General features: G+C 66.1%; 21 protein-coding genes and 1 tRNA gene. 2 read left to right on the top strand and 20 right to left on the bottom strand.

Annotation, left to right across the window (positions count from 1 at the left end):
* Positions 1–49 precede the first annotated feature (49 nt).
* The 20 genes from nuoN to ABDZ95_RS13685 form a co-directional block, all read right to left on the bottom strand.
* Positions 50–1,495 carry an NADH-quinone oxidoreductase subunit NuoN gene (nuoN, locus tag ABDZ95_RS13780; RefSeq protein ID WP_343794538.1) on the bottom strand — a complete coding sequence of 482 codons (1,446 nt, stop codon included), beginning with the start codon at positions 1,493–1,495 and terminating at the stop codon, positions 50–52.
* 7 nt (positions 1,496–1,502) lie between these two features.
* The gene (locus tag ABDZ95_RS13775; protein WP_343794654.1) at positions 1,503–2,981 is read right to left on the bottom strand and encodes an NADH-quinone oxidoreductase subunit M; all 1,479 of its coding nucleotides are present in this window, start codon (positions 2,979–2,981) and stop codon (positions 1,503–1,505) included.
* Positions 2,982–2,992: 11 nt separating this feature from the next.
* Positions 2,993–5,098 (bottom strand): NADH-quinone oxidoreductase subunit L, encoded by a 2,106-nt coding sequence (nuoL, locus tag ABDZ95_RS13770; protein WP_343794537.1) that lies wholly within the window; start codon positions 5,096–5,098, stop codon positions 2,993–2,995.
* Positions 5,099–5,100: 2 nt separating this feature from the next.
* Positions 5,101–5,409, bottom strand: coding sequence for an NADH-quinone oxidoreductase subunit NuoK (gene nuoK, locus ABDZ95_RS13765; protein WP_343794536.1), 309 nt, complete (start codon positions 5,407–5,409; stop codon positions 5,101–5,103).
* On the bottom strand, positions 5,409–6,035 hold the full coding sequence (locus ABDZ95_RS13760) for an NADH-quinone oxidoreductase subunit J (protein WP_343794535.1): 627 nt from the start codon (positions 6,033–6,035) through the stop codon (positions 5,409–5,411). Before ABDZ95_RS13760 ends, nuoK begins: the two co-directional genes overlap by 1 nt.
* A 74-nt stretch (positions 6,036–6,109) precedes the next feature.
* Positions 6,110–6,601: an NADH-quinone oxidoreductase subunit NuoI gene (nuoI, locus tag ABDZ95_RS13755; protein ID WP_343794534.1), complete on the bottom strand. Its 492-nt coding sequence runs from the start codon at positions 6,599–6,601 to the stop codon at positions 6,110–6,112.
* On the bottom strand, positions 6,598–6,819 hold the full coding sequence (locus ABDZ95_RS13750) for a hypothetical protein (RefSeq protein WP_343794533.1): 222 nt from the start codon (positions 6,817–6,819) through the stop codon (positions 6,598–6,600). The genes nuoI and ABDZ95_RS13750 overlap by 4 nt, the downstream gene beginning before the upstream one ends.
* Positions 6,819–7,064 carry a hypothetical protein gene (locus tag ABDZ95_RS13745; RefSeq protein ID WP_343794532.1) on the bottom strand — a complete coding sequence of 82 codons (246 nt, stop codon included), beginning with the start codon at positions 7,062–7,064 and terminating at the stop codon, positions 6,819–6,821. The genes ABDZ95_RS13750 and ABDZ95_RS13745 overlap by 1 nt, the downstream gene beginning before the upstream one ends.
* Complete coding sequence (gene nuoH, locus ABDZ95_RS13740; protein ID WP_343794531.1) at positions 7,061–8,137, bottom strand: NADH-quinone oxidoreductase subunit NuoH; 1,077 nt, start codon at positions 8,135–8,137, stop codon at positions 7,061–7,063. Before nuoH ends, ABDZ95_RS13745 begins: the two co-directional genes overlap by 4 nt.
* 6 nt (positions 8,138–8,143) lie before the next feature.
* Complete coding sequence (nuoG, locus tag ABDZ95_RS13735; protein ID WP_343794530.1) at positions 8,144–10,192, bottom strand: NADH-quinone oxidoreductase subunit NuoG; 2,049 nt, start codon at positions 10,190–10,192, stop codon at positions 8,144–8,146.
* Entirely contained in the window at positions 10,192–10,668 is a 477-nt protein-coding gene (locus tag ABDZ95_RS13730; RefSeq protein ID WP_343794529.1) for a hypothetical protein, read from the bottom strand. The genes nuoG and ABDZ95_RS13730 overlap by 1 nt, the downstream gene beginning before the upstream one ends.
* A gap of 2 nt (positions 10,669–10,670) precedes the next feature.
* Positions 10,671–11,984 carry an NADH-quinone oxidoreductase subunit NuoF gene (nuoF, locus tag ABDZ95_RS13725; RefSeq protein WP_343794528.1) on the bottom strand — a complete coding sequence of 438 codons (1,314 nt, stop codon included), beginning with the start codon at positions 11,982–11,984 and terminating at the stop codon, positions 10,671–10,673.
* A 2-nt stretch (positions 11,985–11,986) separates the two neighbouring features.
* The gene (locus ABDZ95_RS13720; protein WP_343794527.1) at positions 11,987–12,220 is read right to left on the bottom strand and encodes a hypothetical protein; all 234 of its coding nucleotides are present in this window, start codon (positions 12,218–12,220) and stop codon (positions 11,987–11,989) included.
* Entirely contained in the window at positions 12,220–12,489 is a 270-nt protein-coding gene (locus ABDZ95_RS13715) for a hypothetical protein (protein WP_343794526.1), read from the bottom strand. Before ABDZ95_RS13715 ends, ABDZ95_RS13720 begins: the two co-directional genes overlap by 1 nt.
* Positions 12,486–12,680, bottom strand: coding sequence for a hypothetical protein (locus tag ABDZ95_RS13710; protein WP_343794525.1), 195 nt, complete (start codon positions 12,678–12,680; stop codon positions 12,486–12,488). Before ABDZ95_RS13710 ends, ABDZ95_RS13715 begins: the two co-directional genes overlap by 4 nt.
* Complete coding sequence (gene nuoE / locus ABDZ95_RS13705; protein WP_343794524.1) at positions 12,677–13,339, bottom strand: NADH-quinone oxidoreductase subunit NuoE; 663 nt, start codon at positions 13,337–13,339, stop codon at positions 12,677–12,679. The genes ABDZ95_RS13710 and nuoE overlap by 4 nt, the downstream gene beginning before the upstream one ends.
* Positions 13,336–14,514 carry an NADH-quinone oxidoreductase subunit D gene (locus ABDZ95_RS13700; RefSeq protein ID WP_343794653.1) on the bottom strand — a complete coding sequence of 393 codons (1,179 nt, stop codon included), beginning with the start codon at positions 14,512–14,514 and terminating at the stop codon, positions 13,336–13,338. The genes nuoE and ABDZ95_RS13700 overlap by 4 nt, the downstream gene beginning before the upstream one ends.
* An 89-nt stretch (positions 14,515–14,603) precedes the next feature.
* Positions 14,604–15,233 (bottom strand): NADH-quinone oxidoreductase subunit C, encoded by a 630-nt coding sequence (locus ABDZ95_RS13695; RefSeq protein WP_343794523.1) that lies wholly within the window; start codon positions 15,231–15,233, stop codon positions 14,604–14,606.
* Positions 15,230–15,826, bottom strand: coding sequence for a NuoB/complex I 20 kDa subunit family protein (locus ABDZ95_RS13690; protein ID WP_425543001.1), 597 nt, complete (start codon positions 15,824–15,826; stop codon positions 15,230–15,232). The genes ABDZ95_RS13695 and ABDZ95_RS13690 overlap by 4 nt, the downstream gene beginning before the upstream one ends.
* A 26-nt stretch (positions 15,827–15,852) precedes the next feature.
* Positions 15,853–16,230 carry an NADH-quinone oxidoreductase subunit A gene (locus tag ABDZ95_RS13685; RefSeq protein WP_343794522.1) on the bottom strand — a complete coding sequence of 126 codons (378 nt, stop codon included), beginning with the start codon at positions 16,228–16,230 and terminating at the stop codon, positions 15,853–15,855.
* A 211-nt stretch (positions 16,231–16,441) separates the two neighbouring features.
* On the opposite strand from ABDZ95_RS13685, the gene ABDZ95_RS13680 reads away from it, so the two are divergent.
* A complete protein-coding gene (locus ABDZ95_RS13680; protein ID WP_343794521.1) occupies positions 16,442–18,073 on the top strand; it encodes an AbgT family transporter in 1,632 nt (543 codons plus the stop codon).
* A 96-nt stretch (positions 18,074–18,169) separates the two neighbouring features.
* Positions 18,170–18,246, top strand: a tRNA-Asp gene (locus ABDZ95_RS13675).
* Positions 18,247–18,314 lie beyond the last annotated feature (68 nt).

Below are 18,314 nucleotides of genomic sequence, written 5' to 3'. Positions count from 1 at the left end.
CAACGCGGTCCCCCTCCCCCGCTGGGGGAGGAATAAGGGGCGAGCATGATCACCCCGCGCCGAAGCCGACAGCAGCAGCCGCGGCCAGAGGCTCAAGCCAAGGCAGGGCCACGATCACAAGCGGGAACGAGAAGGCCGCGCAGGCGAAGGCGATGGTCTTCGCCTCGACCGGAGCCTTGTCGGTCGCCGCCGTGCCTTCCGGCGCCGGATCGAACCACATCACCTTGATGATGCGCAGGTAGTAGAAGCCGGCCACGACCGAGGCGACCAGACCGGCGGCGCCGGCCATCCAGTAGCCCGCGTCGGCGGCGGCGCCGAAGACGGCCCACTTGCCCCAGAAGCCCGACAGCGGCGGCATGCCCAACACCGACAGCGACAGCACCGTCAGGGCGATGGTCGTCAGCGGACGCTCCTTGCGCAGACCGGCCAGGTCGGAGATCGTGCGCATCGGCTTGCCGTTGCGGCTCAGCGACAGCAGCAGGGCGAAGAAGCCGAACTGATCGATGACGTACAGCGTCATGAACAGCAGCATGGCCTGCACGCCCAGCGTCGTGCCGGCGGCGATGGCCAGCAGGGCATAGCCGATGTTGGCGATCGACGAATAGGCCAGCAGGCGCTGGATGTCTTTCTGGACCAGACCGCCAAAGGCGCCGACCGCGAACGAGATCAGCGAGATCAGGATCAGGACCTGCGCCCACTGGTCGTGCGAGTTGGCGAAGGCGCCTTCAAGCGTACGGGCGATCAGCACCATGGCTGCGACCTTGGGAGCCGTGGCGAACAGGGCCACGACGGGGGTCGGGGCGCCCTCGTAGACGTCCGGCGTCCACATGTGGAACGGCGCGGCCGAGATCTTGAACGCCAGACCGCAGATCAGGAACACAAGACCGAAGATCAGGCCGACGGACTCGTTGGCGGCGGCATAGGCGGCGATGTCCTCGAAACGCATCGAGCCGGTGAAGCCGTAGATTAGGCTGGCGCCGTACAGCAGTAGGCCCGACGACAGGGCGCCCAGCACGAAATACTTCAGGCCCGCTTCCGAGGCCTTCAGGTTGTCGCGGTGGAAGGCGGCGAGGACGTACAGGGCCAGCGAGTGCAGCTCGATGCCGACGTACAGGCTGATCAGGTCGCCCGACGAGGCCATCATGCCCATACCGGCCGAGGCCAGCACGATCAGGATCGGATACTCGAACTTGGCGATGCGCGTGCGGCGCATCCAGCCGTCGCCCAGGATGATGGCCACGGCGCTGGACAGGAAGATCAGCGCCTTGCCGTAGACGGCCAGCGGGTCGGCGATATAGGCGCCGTTGAACGCCTGCCCCAGCGGACCGGTGACGGTCACGGCGGTGGCGGCGATCAGCAGGATCACCGACAGCCAGGACACGACGCGCGCGCTGTTGTCGCCCGAGAAGGCGCCGACCATCAGCAGGACCAGGCCGCCGACGGCGAGCGTGATCTCGGGGGCCGAGAGCTGCAGAGCGGAAATCAGATCAGGCATCATGGTCTCAGCCACCGATCGCGAGTTGATAGGCGGACGTCAGGGCGTGAACCGAGGCGTTGGTGTAGTCGAGCACCAGATTGGGCTGAACGCCCAGCAGCAGGGTGCCGACGATCAGCGGGACGAACAGCGCCAGCTCGCGCTTGTCGATGTCCGTGATGTCCTTGAGCTTCGGATTGGTGATCTCGCCGAACATGACGTTGCGGTACAGCGTCAGGGCGTAGATGGCCGAGAAGATCACGCCGGTGGCCGCGAAGAAGGCGGTCCAGGTCGACACCTGATAGATGCCGGCCATGGTCAGGATCTCGCCGATGAAGCCCGAGGTGCCCGGCAGGCCGACGTTGGCCATGGTGAACATCAGGAAGATGGCGGCGAACCACGGCATCCGGCTGGTCAGACCGCCGTAGAAGGCGATCTCGCGGGTGTGCATCCGGTCATAGACCACTCCGACGCAGAGGAAGAGCGCGCCCGAGATCAGGCCGTGGCTCAGCATCTGGAAGACCGCACCCTGCACGCCCTGATCGTTGCCGGCGAAGATGCCCATGGTCACGAAGCCCATGTGCGCGACCGACGAATAGGCGATCAGCTTCTTGATGTCGGTCTGACGGAAGGCGACCAGCGAGGTGTAGACGATGGCGATGGCCGACAGGGCCCAGACCAGCGGAGCGAAGGTCTGCGAGGCCTGCGGGAACATCGGCAGGTTGAACAGGATGAAGCCGTAGCCGCCGAGCTTCAGCAGGATGCCGGCCAGGATGACCGAACCCGCCGTCGGCGCCTGCACGTGGGCGTCGGGCAGCCAGGTGTGCACCGGCCACATCGGCATCTTCACCGCGAACGAGGCGAAGAAGGCGAGCCAGAGCAAGGGCTGGGCCTGCGGCGAGAAGGCGAACTCCTTCAGCGCCGGAATGCTGGTGGTGCCGGCGGTGTGCGCCATCCACAGCATGGCCAGCAGCATCAAGACCGACCCCAGCAGGGTGTAGAGGAAGAACTTGTACGCCGCGTAGATCCGGTTCTGACCGCCCCACACCCCGATGATGATGAACATCGGAACCAGGGTGCCTTCGAAGAAGATGTAGAACAGGAACAGGTCCAGCGACGTGAACACGCCGATGACCAGCGTCTCCAGAACCAGGAAGGCGATCATGTAGTCGACGACACGGTCCTTGATCGTGTTCCAGCTGGCCAGGATGCAGATCGGCATCAGGAAGGCGGTCAGCAGGACGAACAGGATCGAGATGCCGTCCACGCCCAGATGATACTGGGCGCCGGCGAACCAGTTGAAGCGCTCGACGAACTGATAGGCAGGGGTCGACGGATCAAAACCGGCGACCAGCACGACGGACACGGCCAGAACGGCCAGGGTCGTGCCCATGGCGATCCAGCGCGCGGCGTTGTCGACCGAACCCTTCGAGGTCAGGCGCGCCGCCAGCAGCAGGGCCGCACCCACCAGAGGCAGGAAGGTGACGACGCTCAGGATGTAGGGGATCTGGGGCAAGATCAGGCTCCCCACGAGTAGATGGCGAAGGCGAGGAAGCCGGCGAGACCGAGCAGCATCACGAAGGCATAGAAGTAGACATAACCGGACTGGAAGCGGCCTAGACCGCCGGCGAACTTACGCGACAGCCAGGCCATGCCGTTCGGCCCGCCCCCGTCGATGATCTTCTCGTCGCCGACCTTCCAGAACAGGTCGCCCACCGCCTTGGCGCCGCGGACGAACACGAACTGGTACAGCTCGTCGAAGTACCACTTGTTGTACAGGAAGGCGTGGATGACGCTGCCGCGCTCGGCCATCCGACGCGCCATGCCTTCCTTGACCACATAGATCCAGAAGGCGGCGAAGGTGCCGATCAGGGTCAGGATCAGCGGCGACCACTTCACCCAGGTCGGAACGCCGTGGGCTTCGTGCAGGACGTGGTTGGCCGGGGCGGTGAAGATGGCGCCGCGCCAGAACTCGTTCTCGTGGTGGCCGGTGAAGAACGGCTCGAACACCATGCCGGCGAAGATCGCGCCGACCGACAGCACCAGCAGCGGCACGATCATGACCCAGGGGCTCTCGTGCGGCTTCAGCGGGCCGTGGTGATGGTGATCGTCGTGGGCGTGATCGTCGTGCGCATGGTCGTCGGCGATCGGCTCCGAATGGGTCTCGATCTGCGCGTGCGAGGCATGGTCGTCGTGGTGATCATGCGCATGCGCGTGGCCGTCCTCTTCCTTCCACACAGGCTTGTTGTGGAAGGTCATGAACACCAGACGCCACGAGTAGTAGGCGGTCAGGCCGGCGGCGAAGATGCCGACGAAGAAGGCGAACAGGCCGATCGGCGAGTGGTTCGAGGCCGCGGCCGCAAAGGCGCTCTCGATCACGATATCCTTCGAGTAGAAGCCCGCCAGGCCGCCGATGCCGGGGATGCCCAGGCCGGTGATGGCGATCGTGCCGATGGTCATGACGGCATAGGTGATCGGCAGCAGCTTCCACAGGCCGCCCATCTTCCGCATGTCCTGCTCGTGGTGCATGCCGTGGATCACCGAACCGGCGCCCAGGAACAGCAGGGCCTTGAAGAAGGCGTGCGTGAACAGGTGGAACATGGCCGCCTCATAGGCGCCCACGCCCGCGGCGAAGAACATGTAGCCGAGCTGCGAACAGGTCGAATAGGCGATGACTCGCTTGATGTCGTTCTGGGCCAGGCCGACGGTGGCGGCGAACAGGGCCGTCACCGCGCCGATGATGGCGACGATCTGGCCGGCGACCGGCGCATACTCGAAGATCGGGCTCAGCAGGCAGACCATGTAGACGCCGGCGGTCACCATGGTGGCCGCGTGGATCAGGGCCGACACCGGGGTGGGGCCTTCCATGGCGTCCGGCAGCCAGGTGTGCAGGAAGAACTGCGCCGACTTGCCCATCGCGCCGATGAACAGGAGGAAGGCGGCCAGGTCGAGCGCCGACCAGGTGTGGCCCAGGAACTCCCAGCCCGTGTTGGCGCGGTCGGCGATCATCGGGAACAGCTCGGCGAACTGGATCGTGCCGAACATCCAGAAGACGGTGAAGATGCCCAGGGCGAAGCCGAAGTCGCCGACGCGGTTGACCACGAAGGCCTTGATGGCGGCGGCCGAGGCGCTGGGCTTCTTGTACCAGAAGCCGATCAGCAGATAGGAGGCCAGGCCCACGCCTTCCCAGCCGAAGAACAGCTGCATGAAGTCGGCGGCGGTGACCAGCGCCAGCATGGCGAAGGTGAACAGCGACAGGTAGGCGAAGAACCGCGGCTTGTCCGGGTCCTCGGCCATGTAACCCCAGGAATACAGGTGCACGAGCGACGAGACGCTGGTCACCACGACCAGCATGGTCGCCGACAGGGCGTCGATGCGGATCGACCAGTTCGAGATGAAGTCGCCGACGTGGATGAACGGCGCGACCGTGACCGTGAACGGCGCCAGATGGCCCCAGGTCCACTGGCTGAACACGGTCCAGGCGACGAAGCAGGAGAAGAACAGCAGGCCGGTCGTGATGGACTGCGAGACGACATTGCCCAGCCGGCGGCCGGACAGGCCGACGATCGCCGCGCCAAGCAGCGGGGCGAAGACGCCGAGAGTGACGAGGAGCTCGAGGTTCACGATCAGCCCTTCATGACCGAGGCGTCGTCCACGGCGATGTCGCCGCGGTTACGGAAGAACGTCACCAGGATGGCCAGACCCACGGCGGCCTCGGCGGCCGCGACGGTGAGGACGAACATGGCCATGATCTGCCCGGACACCTCGTTGAGGTAGCTGGAGAAGGCGACGAAGTTGATGTTGACCGCCAGCAGGATCAGCTCGACCGACATCAGGATGATGATGACGTTCTTGCGGTTCACGAAGATCCCGAAGACTCCGATGGTGAACAGGATGGCGGCGACCGCCAGATAGTGGTGCAGGGTGACGACCATCAGACCAGATCCTCGGGGGTGACGCCGGCGCCGGTCGTGACCGACTTCACTTCCATGGCCTTCTTCGCGTCGCGACCGACCTGATCGGCGACGTTCTGGCGCTTGATGCCCGGCTTGTGGCGCAGGGTCAGGACGATGGCGCCGATCATCGCGATCAGCAGCACGATGCCCGCCGCCTGGAAGAAGTAGACGTAGTCCGTGTAGAGCACGCGGCCGATCGTCTCGATGTTGCTGGCGTCCGCCGTGGCCACCATCGGACCGGTCGTCTCGGCCGCCGCGCCGCCCGAGGCGACGCTCAGCGAGATCACGATCATTTCGGCCAGCAGCACGCCCGCCACGATCATCGCCAGCGGCAGGTAGCGGGCATAGCCCTCGCGCAGCTTCACGAAGTCGACGTCCAGCATCATGACGACGAACAGGAACAGCACCGCCACCGCGCCGACGTAGACGACGACCAGCAGCATGGCGAGGAACTCCGCGCCGAGCAGGACGAACAGACCCGCCGCCGAGAAGAAGGCGAGGATCAGGAACAGGACGCTGTGCACGGGGTTGCGCGCGGTCACGACCAGAAGGGCGCTCACCACGGCGACCGTCGCCAGCAGATAGAAGGCAATGCCTTGCAACATCGGAGGCCAAAGCCCCTTTCGGTTATGGGCGGCGACCCCTCGCGGAATCGCCCTCCCCGTTCAGCGTTTGCGCCTTAACGGTAAGGCGCGTCGAGTTCCAGATTCTTCGCCAGCAGCCGCTCCCAGCGGTCGCCGTTCGAAAGCAGGCGGTCCTTGTCGTACAGCAGCTCTTCGCGCGTCTCGGTCGAGAACTCGATGTTCGGTCCTTCGACGATCGCGTCCACCGGGCAGGCCTCCTGGCACAGGCCGCAGTAGATGCACTTCACCATGTCGATGTCGTAGCGCGTCGTGCGACGGCTGCCGTCCGCGCGCGGCTCGGCCTCGATGGTGATGGCCTGCGCCGGGCAAATGGCCTCGCAGAGCTTGCACGCGATGCAGCGCTCCTCGCCGTTCGCATAGCGACGCAGGGCGTGCTCGCCCCGGAAGCGCGGCGACTTCGGGTTCCGCTCGAACGGATAGTTCACCGTCATCTTCGGACGGGCCATGTACTTCAGCGTCAGTCCTACCGCGCCGATCACGTCGATCAGCAGGGCGCCCTTCGCGGCCTGGACGATACGGTTCATCATTGTTGCGCACCTCCGGCACGCGGGCACTCGCGAGCGTAACGCTCGCTCTGTTTATCCATCGCCTCGCAGCGGCGCAGGCGCTCGGCCTGCTCGCGCTCGATGCGTTCCTGCCGCTGCTGCCACTGATAGGCGGACACCGGCAGGGGGTCGTAGGGCTGGCTGGCGCAGGCCGACAGGGCCGCGGCCGCCAGAAGCAGGGTCAGGGTCGCGGCGCGCATCACAGGTTCCGCTCCGCCCGTTGGCAGCCTTCACGGCGACGACGCTGGTCCTCGCGCGAACCGGTGCGTGGCTCGACGTAGCAATCCGGATGATTGCGGGAGGCGCGCTGACGCTCGCCCTCGGCGCGATCCATCCGGCCCATCGGCGAGCTCACCTCGGGCTGGATCGGCTCGAACACCGTGTTGCAGGCGCCGGCGGCCAGGGCCGTCAGCATCACGCCGGTCAGGGTCAGGCTGCGGATCATTCGCCCCATCCGTAGACGCGCGAGGCGACCCGCCAGCCCGACACGGCCACCACGGCCACCAGCGAGGTCGGCAGGAAGATCTTCCAGCCCAGACGCATCAGCTGGTCATAGCGGTAGCGGGGCACAAAGCCCTTCACCATGGCGAACATGATGAACCACAGGACGATCTTGGTGAAGAAGGTCAGCAGGTAGATCGTGTACTCGATCCACGCCGGCAGGGCGTCCAGCCAGGCCTGCGGCACGCCGGGATTCCAGCCGCCGAAGAACAGGATGGAGATCATCGCGCACATGAAGACGATGTTCACGTACTCGCCCATCATGAAGAGCAGGTACGGGGTCGAGCTGTATTCCACCTGATAGCCGGCCACGAGTTCCGACTCCGCCTCGGGCAGGTCGAACGGCGGGCGGTTGGTCTCGGCCAGGGCCGAGACGAAGAAGACGATCATCATCGGGAACATCACGATGATGGTGGGCCAGGTGGCGCCGCCGCCGCCGAACACGAACCAGTTCCAGATGCCGCCCTGCTGGGCCTCTACGATGGCCGACAGGTTCATCGTGCCGGCCAGCAGGATCACGGTGATGATCACCAGACCGATCGAGACTTCGTAGGACACCATCTGCGCCGCCGAGCGCAGGGCGCCGAGGAACGGGTATTTCGAGTTGGACGCCCAGCCGCCCATGATGATGCCGTAGACGCCCAGCGAGCTGATCGCGAGCACGTACAGAATGCCGATGTTCAGGTCCGAGATGACCCAGCCCGGCGCGAACGGAATGACCGCCCAGACCATGAAGGCCGTGATCACGGTGATGATCGGCGCCAGCAGGAAGACCGCCTTGTCCGAACCGGCCGGGACGACGATTTCCTTCAGCACGAACTTGATCATGTCCGCGAAGGACTGAAGCAGGCCGAACGGGCCGACGACGTTCGGGCCCTTGCGCATCTGGATGCCGGCCCAGACCTTGCGGTCGGCCAGCAGCAGGAAGGCCACGGCGACCAGAACGCCGACGGTGACGAGCAGGATCGCGCCGACAGTGGCGAGGGTCCAGCCGAGAGGAGTGGTCCAGAAATCCATGGGGACTTACTCCGCCGCCATCGCGACCGGGGCGATCCGCTGGGCGGACAGCTCGGCCATCGTCACGCTGGCGCGCGCGATCGGGTTGTTGAGATACGGGTCGCGGACCGACGAGGCGAAGGCCACGTCGCCCAGATCGCCCTTCTTGCCCAGCGAGGCGACGTCGAACGCCGCCGGGGCCGGCAGGTAATCGATGCGGCCGAAGGTCGGCACATCGGCCATCAGCTTCGAGCGCAGGGCGTCGAGGGTGTCGTACGGCAGGGTCTGGGCGACCAGACCCGACAGGGCGCGCAGGATGGCCCAGTCTTCCTTGGCGTCGCCCTTGGGGAACACCACGCGGTCGGCCATCTGAACCCGGCCCTCGGTGTTGACGTACAGGCCCGACTTCTCGGTGTAGGCCGCGCCCGGCAGGATCACGTCCGCGCCGTGGGCGCCACGGTCGCCGTGGCTGCCGAGGTAGATCTTGAAGGCCTTGGTCGCCGAGGCGTCGATCTCGTCAGCGCCCAGCAGGAACAGCACGTCCAGCGCGTCCTTCTTGACCATGTCGACGGCCGACAGACCGCCCTCGCCCGGCACAAAACCCATGTCCAGGCCGGCGACGCGCGAGGCGGCCGAGTGCAGGACGTTGAAGCCGTTCCAGCCATCCGCGATCACGCCGACCTTGTTCGCCAGCGCGCCCAGGGCGTTCAGCACGGCCGGACCGGTGTCGCCCGACAGGGCGCCCGAGCCGACGATGATCGCCGGACGCTCGGCCTTCGTCAGGAAGTCGACGGCGGCCTTGGGCAGCTTGCCCAGGGTTTTCGAACCGGCGCCCAGCCAGCTGTAGTCGAACGTCAGGTTCGCCTGCTCGCCGATCAGGCCGATCTCGGTCTTGCCGGCCAGCCAGGTCTTGCGCAGACGGGCGTTCAGCAGCGGAGCCTCAACGCGCGGGTTGGCGCCCACGATCAGGATGGCGTCAGCGTTTTCAATGCCTTGCAGGCCGCTGTTGAACAGCCAGCCCTCGCGCGGGCCATAGCCCAGCGCCGAGCCGTCCTGACGGCAGTCGGTGTTGGCCGAGCCCAGGGCGCGGAACAGGTCCAGCGCGGCCTTCATCGACTCGGCGTCCTGCAGGTCACCGGCGACGACGCCGATCTTCTCGGGCTTCGAGGTGGCCAGCTTCTCGGCGACGACGCCGAGAGCTTCCTGCCACGAGGCGGCCTTCAGCTTGCCGTCGGCGCCGCGCACGAAGGGGCGATCCAGACGCTGGCGTTGCAGGCCGTCGACGGCGTAGCGGCTGATGTCCGACAGCCACTCCTCGTTGATGCCCTCGTTCACGCGCGGAAGGATGCGCATGACCTCGGCGCCCTTCGCGTCGGCGCGGATGTTCGAGCCCAGCGCGTCCATGACGTCGATGGTCTCGGTCTTCTTCAGCTCCCACGGGCGGTAGTGGTACTGCCACGGGCGGTGCGTCAGGGCGCCCACCGGGCACAGGTCGTTGACGTTGCCCGACAGCTCGCTGTCGATGTTCTTTTCCAGATAGGTCGTGATCTCGGCGCTCTCGCCGCGCGAGATCATGCCGATGTCCGGCACGCCGGCGACCTCGGTGATGAAGCGGACGCAACGGGTGCACTGGATGCACCGCGTCATGAACGTCTTCACGGTCGGGCCCATGTTCTTTTCTTCGACCGCGCGCTTGTTCTCGCTGTAGCGCGAACCGTCGCGGCCGTAGCCGACCGACTGGTCCTGCAGGTCGCACTCGCCGCCCTGGTCGCAGATCGGGCAGTCCAGCGGGTGGTTGATGAGCAGGAACTCCATCACCCCTTCGCGGGCCTTCTTCACCATCGGCGTGTCGGTGAAGATCTCCTGCCCCTCGGCGGCCGGCAGGGCGCATGAGGCCTGCGGCTTCGGCGGTCCGGGCTTCACCTCGACCAGGCACATGCGGCAGTTGCCGGCGATCGACAGCCGCTCGTGATAGCAGAAGCGCGGGATCTCATGCCCGGCGCGCTCGGCGACCTGGAGCACCGTCATGCCGGGCTCGAACTCGGTTTCTACGCCGTTGACCTTGGCGACGGGCATCAGCGGGCCTCTTGCTCAGCAGCCACGGTGTAATCGTCCGTGGTGTTCGTCCCATCCGGGAGCGTCGTGTTGATGGTGATCTTTTCGCCGTCGAGGACGAAACGGGTCACCGGGTCGCCGGACTGGTTCATCCAGCGGTTCTGTTCGGGGGTCGGCGAGTCGACCTGTTTCCAGGTCAGCCGGTCGTTCTCGGTGCGGCACTGGGCCCGACGGCGACCGCCGTCGACCGGCGCGCGCCACGAGGCGTTGATGACCTTGCCCTCGACGCCGTCGATCTGGATCGCGTCCAGAGCCTGCCCGTGGATGTTGGCCAGACCCGCGCGGCAGACGCGGCGCAGGTCCGCGGCCGTCAGCACGACCGGCGCGGACGGGCGGGCGTCCGAGGTCGGCGTATCCGTGGACGCAGGCGCGTCTCCACGTTCGCCGCAGGCGGCGAGAGCCAGAAGAGCCAGCATCGGGACGACGGTCAGGCGCATCGTCACTCCGCTGCGATCGCGTGGCCGACGAAGTTCGCGCGGCGGCTGCGGTAGGTGGCGATGCGGTCCTCGATCTCGTGACGGAAGTGACGGATCAGGCCCTGCACCGGCCAGGCGGCGGCGTCGCCCAAGGCACAGATGGTGTGGCCCTCGACCTGACCGGCGACGTCCAGCAGCAGGTCGATCTCCGACGGATCGGCCTCGCCCACGGCCATCCGCTCCAGCACGCGCCACATCCAGCCGGTGCCTTCGCGGCACGGCGTGCACTGACCGCAGCTCTCGTGCTTGAAGAAGTAGCTGATGCGGGCGATCGCCTTCACGATGTCGGTGGACTCGTCCATCACCGTCACGCCGGCGGTGCCCAGCGACGAGCGCAGCTCGCGCATCGAGTCGAAGTCCATCAGGGCGACCTCGGCCTGCTCGCGCGTGATCACCGGGCAGGACGCGCCGCCGGGGATGATGGCTTTCAGATTGCCCCAGCCGCCGCGCACGCCGCCGCCGTGATCCTCGATCAGCTGGCGCAGCGGCATCGACATGGCCTCTTCGACCACGCACGGCGTGTTGATGTGTCCGGCCAGCGACATCAGCTTGGTGCCGGTGTTGTTCGGGCGACCGAAGCTGGCGAACCAGTCCGCGCCGCGGCGCAGGATGGTGCCGACCACGGCGATCGACTCGACGTTGTTCACGGTCGTCGGGCAGCCATAGAGACCCGCGCCGGCCGGGAACGGCGGCTTCAGGCGCGGCTGGCCCTTCTTGCCTTCCAGCGACTCCAGCAGGGCCGTCTCTTCACCGCAGATGTACGCGCCGGCGCCGTGGTGGATGTAGACGTCGAAGTCCCAGCCGTGGACGTTGTTCTTGCCGATCAGCTTCGCCTCGTAGGCTTGCTTGACCGCGGCCTCCATGCGCTCGCGCTCGAGCACGTATTCGCCGCGCAGGTAGATGTAGCAGGCGTGGGCCTGCATCGCGAAGCTGGCGATCAGGCAGCCTTCGATCAGCAGCTGCGGATCGTGGCGCATGATCTCGCGATCCTTGCAGGTCGCGGGCTCGGACTCGTCGGCGTTGACCACCAGGTAGTGCGGACGATCCTTCACTTCCTTGGGCATGAAGGACCACTTCAGACCTGTCGAGAAGCCGGCGCCGCCGCGACCGCGCAGGCCCGAGTTCTTGACGTTCGTGATGATCCAGTCCCGACCGAGGTCGAGCATGTCCTTCGTCGCGTTCCACGCGCCGCGCTTCTTCGCGCCCTCGAGGCCCCAGTCCTGGAGACCGTAGAGGTTGGTGAAGATGCGATCCTTGTCTTCGAGAATGCCGACCATGGTCAGTTCAGATCTCCGCGGCGGTTGTCCGCCTCGCTCAGTTTCTTCCGTCCCCAAAGGACGATGCCCAGGCCGACCGCGGCGATAATCGCGCCGACCAAGGCCAGAATTTCCAGATCAGGCCCGAACAGGTCCGCCAGACCGGCGACCGCGAGACCAAAGCCGATGACGATGTCCGCGACGCCGCCCCAGATGACGATCCGCCACGTATCGGCGGGACTGACTTGTTTCGCCATCACAGCCCCTCCTTCAGACGCCGGCGGTGATGCCGGGTGCGCAGGAAGGTGGCGGCCACGAAGAAGGCCCAGCCCGCCGCCACGGCGGCATACGCCACCACGATGCCCGCCTGGTTCGGGGCCAGCCAGTCCACGCGGGTCGCCACGATGTACCCGGCGCCCAGCAGGATCAAGGCGACGCCGGCGAGGCGGAAGGGCCGTCCCACGGCCTTCAGCTCGGCCCGGTAGGTCGCGCGTCCTTCGCTGGTTTCCAGGTCGGGCAGGCTCATGCCGCGGTCCCCTTGACCTTCGAACCCATCAGCCAGCCTGCGCCTAGGCCGGCGGCCAGCATCGGGAGGACGGCCCAGATCGAGGCCGGCCACCAGCCCTGCGACGAGCCGGCCGAATTGACGACGATGGCCAGCAACAGGGCCCCGTACATCGCCATCCGGTTCAGTTTTCGTCCCAGGAGCGGTCTCATGCCGTCACCGGATCCGAGTTCGGCAGCTTCTTGATCGGCTTGGCGGCCGAGCCGTCATACAGCTTCGGATCGGTCAGGGTGCGCGCACCGCCTTCTGGCTCTGAGGTATGACGACCGACGCGCGAGCCCGGCTTGGGCGTCTTGCCGGCGGCGAAATCGTCGATGATCTGGGCCAGGTTGTCCGGCGTCAGGTCCTCGAAATAGTAGTCGTTGATCATGGCCATCGGCGCATTGGCGCAGGCGCCGAGGCACTCGACCTCTTCCCAGGTGAAGCGTCCGTCGGCGCTGAGCGTCTGCTTGGGCCCGATCTTCTTCTTGCAGACATCCATCAGGTCGTTGGCGCCGCGCAGCATGCAAGGGGTGGTGCCGCACACCTGGATCAGGGCCGAGGTCCCGACGGGCTCCAGCATGAACATGGTGTAGAAGGTCGCGACCTCCAGCACCCGGATGTAGGGCATCGACAGCAGCTCGGCGATCGCGCGGATCGCGGGCTCCGAGACCCAGCCTTCCTGCTTCTGCACGAGCCACAGCACCGGGATCACCGCCGACTGCTGGCGACCTTCCGGATATTTGGCGATCCACCAGTCGCACTTGGTCTTGGTCGCCTTCGAGAAGGCGAACGAGGCCGGCTGTTCCTTGGCGAGACGACGAACGCTCATCGGTCCACTTCTCCGAAAACGATGTCGAGCGAGCCGAGGATGGCGGACACGTCGGCCAGCTGGTGGCCGCGGTTCATCCAGTCCATCGCCTGCAGGTGACGGAAGCCCGGGGCCGACAGCTTGACCCGGTACGGCTTGTTGGTGCCGTCCGACACCAGATAGACGCCGAACTCGCCCTTGGGCGCCTCGACCGAGGCGTAGACCTCGCCTTCCGGCGTGCGGAAGCCTTCGGTGTAGAGCTTGAAGTGGTGGATCAGCGACTCCATCGAGCGCTTCATCTCACCCCGACGCGGCGGGACGATCTTGTTGTCCTCGACCATGACCGGCTCGCCCGGGCAGTTGCGCAGCTTGTGCACGCACTGCTCCATGATCCGCACCGACTGCTTCATCTCCTCGATGCGGCAGAGGTAGCGGTCCCAGCAGTCGCCGTTCTTGCCGACCGGGACGTCGAATTCCATCTCGGCGTAGCACTCGTAGGGCTGCGACTTGCGCAGGTCCCACGGAATGTCCGAGCCGCGCAGCATCACGCCGGTGAAGCCCCAGTCCAGGGCCTCCTGCTTGGACACCACGCCGATGTCGACGTTGCGCTGCTTGAAGATGCGGTTCTCGGTGACGAGGGACTCGATGTCCTTCAGCGCCGCCGGGAAGGTCCCGCACCAGCGGCCGATGTCGTCGATCAGGTCGCTGGGCAGGTCCTGGTGGACGCCGCCCGGACGGAAGTAGTTGGCGTGCAGACGAGCGCCGCAGGCGCGCTCGTAGAACACCATCAGCTTCTCGCGCTCCTCGTGACCCCACAGCGGCGGGGTCAGGGCGCCGACATCCATCGCCTGCATCGTCGTGTTCAGCAGGTGGTTCAGGATGCGGCCGATTTCCGAGTACAGCACGCGGATCAGCTGGGCGCGGTAAGGCGCCTCGATCTCGAGCAGCTTCTCGATGGCCAGACAGAAGGCGTGCTCCTGGTTCATCGGCGCGACGTAGTCGAGACGATCCAGGTACGGCACGTTCTGCAGATAGGTCCGCGCTTCCATCAGCTTTTCGGTGCCGCGGTGCAGCAGGCCGATGTGCGGATCCACACGGGTGACGATCTCGCCGTCCAGCTCCAGCACCAGACGCAGCACCCCGTGCGCGGCCGGGTGTTGCGGGCCGAAGTTGATCGTGAACTTACGGTCTTCCATGGCGCGCGCGTGCGCGGTCAGGCCGTCGTCGTGATCGTCGAAGACGTCGGTCGCGCCGGCGACGGCGGCGATGTTCTGTGCGTCAGCCATCAGCCCTTGCTCCCCGCCTTTTCGTCACCCGGCAGGACGGTCGTCGGATACTCCGCGCCCTCCCACGGGGACAGGAAGTCGAACTGACGGAATTCCTGCGTCAGCTTGACGGGTTCGTAGACCACGCGCTTCTGCTCCTCGTCGTACCGGACCTCGACATAGCCGGTCATCGGGAAGTCCTTGCGCAGGGGGTGCCCCTGGAAGCCGTAGTCGGTCAGGAGCCGGCGCAGGTCCGGGTGACCCGAGAACAGCATGCCGTACATGTCGAACGCCTCGCGCTCGAACCAGCCGGCCGACGGATAGATCTCGACCACGCTGGGAACCGGCTGCAGCTCGTCGGTCGCCACCTTCACGCGGATACGGGCGTTCCGGGTCATCGACAGCAGGTGATAGACGACCTCGAACCGCTCCTCGCGATCCGGATAGTCCGCGCCGCACACGTCCAGCAGCTGCTGGAAGCCGAAGCGGGTCTTCAATGCCGTCATCACGCCCGGCAGCGCCTCACGCGAGACGACCAGCGTCAGCTCGCCGAACGCGACATGCGCCTGCACGCCCAGCTCGGCCACCATCTCGGCGCCCAGCGGCGTCAGCGCGGTCTCGAGCGCCTGTTGCTTCACAAGAGAGCTCATCGGTCGATGGTCCCCGTGCGGCGGATCTTCTTCTGCAACTGTAGCAGGCCGTACAGCAGGGCCTCGGCCGTCGGCGGGCAGCCCGGGACATAGACGTCCACCGGCACCACGCGATCGCAACCGCGCACGACACTATAGCTATAGTGGTAATACCCGCCGCCGTTGGCGCAGCTGCCCATCGAGACGACGTAGCGAGGGTCCGGCATCTGGTCGTAGACCTTGCGCAGGGCCGGAGCCATCTTGTTGGTCAGGGTGCCTGCGACAATCATCAGGTCCGACTGGCGCGGGCTGCCGCGCGGAGCCATGCCGAAGCGCTCCAGGTCGAAGCGCGGCATCGACAGCTGGATCATCTCCACGGCGCAGCAGGCCAGACCGAACGACATCCACATCAGCGAACCCGTCCGGGCCCAGGTGATCACGTCGTCCAGCGAGGTCGTCAGGAAGCCGCGTTCGCCCAGCTCGGTGTTCACCTGCTCGAAGAACTTGTCGTGGATCTTCGGGTCGTAACCCTCGACCATCGAGCGCGCGCCCTGGCCGAACGCGACCGGCGAGCTGGCGCCCGGGCCGACGGGCGAGGCGCCCGAATTGCCCATGCCGATCAGCGGGACGTTGTTGGTCGTCACTGCCATTCCAGCGCGCCCTTCTTCCACTCGTAGATAAAGCCGATGGTCAGGACGCCGAGGAAGATCATCATCGACCAGAAGGCGAAGACCATCGCGCCCTGCGACAGGTCGAACATCGACACCGCCCACGGGAACAGGAAGGCCACTTCCAGATCGAAGATGATGAACAGGATCGACACCAGGTAGAACCGCACGTCGAACTTCATCCGCGCGTCGTCGAAGGCGTTGAACCCGCACTCGTAGGCCGACAGCTTTTCAGAGTCGGGATTCGTCGGCGCCATCGTCCAGGCGGCGATCATGAACACCAGGCTGATGACGGCCGCGATCCCGAGAAAGATCACGATCGGCAGATATTCGAGAAGGAATGCATTCATCCGGAAGGACCTCGTCCGCCACAGAGGGAGGGGCGGATTCGGCGCTTTCTAGCCCCGGAACCCCGAGGGTTCAAACCCATATGGGAAAAGGTTTTTCTTGCGAACGGTTCGCAGCTTTGCGGGCGACTTGTCGCAGGGCTGACGGCTTGTCGCAGGCGACCTATTCACGCCCTTATGCACCTTTGCTCAGCCGTCGGACGGGAAAGACGAAATGGCCATCGGCGCGAAGGTGCTCAACGCGGTTGAGAGGATCGGCAACAAGCTGCCGGACCCTGTCTTCCTCTTCCTCTGGCTGATCCTCGGCCTGGTCGCGCTCAGCCTGGTCGGCTCGGGCCTCGGCTGGTCGGCGGTCAATCCGGTCACCGGAGAGCTGATGCAGGCCCAGAGCCTGTTGTCGAAGGAGAACCTCGAGAAGCTGATCCTCGGCATGCCCAGGACGCTGGCCGACTTCCCGCCCTTGGCCATCGTCATCACCATTATCTACGGCGCGTCGGTCGCCGAGCGCAGCGGCCTGTTCGCCACCGCCATTCGCGGGGCGCTGCTGAACGCCCCCCGGGCGATCCTGACGCCGGTCGTGGTGCTGACCGGCATGATGTCCCACCACGCGTCGGACGCAGGCTATGTGGTGGTGATCCCGCTGGCGGCCCTGATCTTTGCCGCCGCCGGTCGCCATCCGCTCGCAGGCCTCGCAGCCGGGTTCGCCGCCGTGTCGGGCGGCTATGCCGGCAACCTATTCCCGGGCTCACAGGACGCCCTGATCCTCGGCATCACCGAGCCGGCCGCCCGACTGATCGATCCCGCCTACTCGGTGAACATCGCCGGGAACTGGTTCTTCATCATCGGCGTCGTGCTCGTCTTCACCCCCATCGTCTGGTTCCTGACGGACAAGGTGATCGAACCGCGTCTGGGCAAGTGGGCCCCTGTCCCCGGCTTCAATGCGCCCGCGGCCGAAGAGAAGACCCCGCTGACGCCCGAACAGAAGAAGGGCCTGGCCTGGGCCGGCCTGTCGATCCTCGGCATGATCGCCCTGTGGACCCTGCTGGTCTTCATCCCCGGCTCGCCGCTGGTCGATCCCGACGCAGGCGAGGGCCAGACGTTCAACCCGCTCTATCGTTCGCTGATCGCCTTCTTCGCCATCACCTTCTTCGTGGCGGGCGGCGCCTATGGCGCGGGCGCCGGCACGGTGAAATCGCACCGCGACATGGTGCGGATGATGGGCGAGGGCCTGTCCCAACTGGCGCCCTATATCGTGCTGGCCTTCTTCGCCGCCCACTTCGTGGCCATGATCAACTGGTCCGGCCTGGGCCCGATCCTGGCGGTCAATGCCGCAGCGGTGCTGAAGGAGATCGCCCTGCCCGCTCCGATCCTGCTGATCGCCGTGGTGCTGGTGTCCTGCTTCTTCGACCTGTTCATCGGCTCGGCCTCGGCCAAGTGGTCGGCCTTGGCGCCCATCGTGGTGCCGATGTTCATGCTGCTGGGAATCAGCCCCGAAATGACGACCGCCGCCTACCGGATGGGCGACTCTGTCACCAACATCGCCACGCCGCTGATGAGCTACTTCCCGCTGATTCTGACCTTCGCCCAGCGCTGGGACCCGAGGTTCGGACTCGGCTCGCTGATGTCGATCATGCTGCCCTACGCCGGAGCCTTCCTGGTCGCCGGTCTGCTGATGGTCGCGGCCTGGGTGGCGTTCAACCTGCCGCTGGGGCCGGGCGTGGGCGTGCACTACACGCCGCCCGCGCCCATGGAGGCGTCGCAGCTGCCGTCGGAAGGCGGGATTACGGGCCTGCCCACCCCGCCGGAAGCGGCTGCAATTGCGGGTCCGGGGGTCGCCAAACGCTGATCTGAATTTTTCCTTGTTCGATCCGCTTGACGCGCCCGGCGAGCCCGCCTAAACGACGCCCCTCGCCGCGGCGCACCAGCGCTTCGGCCGGGAAACGCGGGTGTAGCTCAGTTGGTTAGAGTGCCGGCCTGTCACGCCGGAGGTCGCGGGTTCGAGCCCCGTCACTCGCGCCACTTTCTTCCGAAAGTGGCGCACCTCGTTTCCCTCCATCGGTATCGATGAAAACAAAACGGCCGCTCCT

The sequence above is a fragment of the Brevundimonas kwangchunensis genome, from assembly GCF_039523815.1.
Lineage (GTDB): Bacteria > Pseudomonadota > Alphaproteobacteria > Caulobacterales > Caulobacteraceae > Brevundimonas > Brevundimonas kwangchunensis.
This window is presented reverse-complemented; position numbering and strand designations above follow the sequence as displayed.